The sequence below is a fragment of the Oleiphilus sp. HI0079 genome (assembly GCF_001635105.1).
Genome location: NZ_LWFT01000064.1, coordinates 1 through 918 on the forward strand (window position 1 = coordinate 1; position 918 = coordinate 918).

Annotated in this window: 3 protein-coding genes; all 3 read left to right on the forward strand. The window is 44.7% G+C overall.

Annotated elements, in window-relative coordinates; genetic code table 11:
• The coding region (locus tag A3750_RS00965) for a dephospho-CoA kinase (RefSeq protein WP_156498284.1) at positions 1 to 290 on the forward strand (290 nt) is incomplete at its 5' end.
• The gene (yacG, locus tag A3750_RS00970; protein ID WP_068457413.1) at positions 287 to 499 is read left to right on the forward strand and encodes a DNA gyrase inhibitor YacG; all 213 of its coding nucleotides are present in this window, start codon (positions 287 to 289) and stop codon (positions 497 to 499) included. The genes A3750_RS00965 and yacG, both read left to right, overlap by 4 nt.
• Positions 496 to 918 (forward strand): HIT family protein (locus A3750_RS00975; protein WP_068547946.1); only part of this gene is annotated, 423 nt, incomplete at its 3' end. The genes yacG and A3750_RS00975, both read left to right, overlap by 4 nt.

The following is a 918-nucleotide window of genomic DNA, read 5'->3' on the forward strand; positions in this document are numbered from 1 at the left end:
CTTACGCAATCCTAGTATCCCCGCTTTTATTCGAAACCGACCAGCACAAGCTCTGCTCAAGAACATTACTGATTGATGCGCCAAAAGAGCTGCAGATTGAGCGAGCCACCAAGCGCGACAACGTCAGTATTGACAGCATTGAAAAAATTATTGCAGCGCAAATGCCAAGAGAGGCAAAACAAAAACACGCTGACGATATAATTCTCAACGATGATAATGAAGCACACCTCCAGCACATGGTAGAATTGAAACACCGTTACTATCTTGAGCTCTGTCAACATCCAAAATGAAAAATCCATTAATCGTTAATTGCCCAAATTGTGCCGAGCCAGTCCAGTGGATTGAAGAAAATAGCTATCGTCCGTTTTGTGGTGAGCGCTGTAAGCAAATAGACCTTGGTGCATGGGCGTCTGAGGAGTATGCCATCCCATCCGAAAAACAAGACGAATGGGAACTCTCAGATGCAGTTTCTGAAGCCGCGTCCAGTAAATTACAATGATATTCAAGAAAACAAAGTGCGTTTTCTGTCAGATACTCTCAGGAAAATTACCTGTGAGTACCCTCTACGAAGATGAGGATTTTCTCATCATCATGGACGCATATCCTCTGACACCGGGGCATACACTGGTCATACCTAAAAAACATGAGCAATATCTCAATGACCTTTCCTCCGATATGCAGCGCCGTTTGTTTGAGCTTGGCGCAATCGTTATGGCAAGCGCCGCGAAAGCAGGATTTGGCGAAGGGGATAGCAACTTGTTACTGAATGACGGCCGGCAAGCGAATCAGACCGTGCCACATATCCATTTACATGTGATCCCGCGATCGAAACATGACTTTCTTAGAAACTTGCCTAAACTGGTTTTACATATCACCGGACTATTTGGGATTCAAACGAAACGTGCGAAATTGGATGAA